The organism is Streptomyces nanhaiensis (assembly GCF_046614825.1).
GTDB lineage: Bacteria > Actinomycetota > Actinomycetes > Streptomycetales > Streptomycetaceae > Streptomyces > Streptomyces radiopugnans.
In genome coordinates, this window is record NZ_JBKJFM010000433.1 from 1 (window position 1) to 255 (window position 255).

A 255-nucleotide genomic window follows, 5' to 3' on the forward strand; every position below is an offset into this window, starting at 1 on the left:
TCGTCACCGAGATCGATCCGATCTGCGCGCTGCAGGCCGCCATGGACGGCTACCAGGTGGCCACCTTGGAGGAGGTGGTGGAGAGTGCGGACATCTTCGTCACCACCACCGGCAACAAGGACATCATTCTGGCCGAGCACATGGCGCGGATGAAGCACCAGGCGATCGTGGGCAACATCGGGCACTTCGACAACGAGATCGACATGGCCGGGCTGGCGGCGGTGCCGGGGATCGTCAGGGACGAGGTCAAGCCGC

General features: G+C 64.7%; 1 pseudogene. It reads left to right on the top strand.

The window, feature by feature from the left end:
- Positions 1–255, top strand: a pseudogene (locus ACLIYP_RS31070) (adenosylhomocysteinase); the annotation flags it as partial.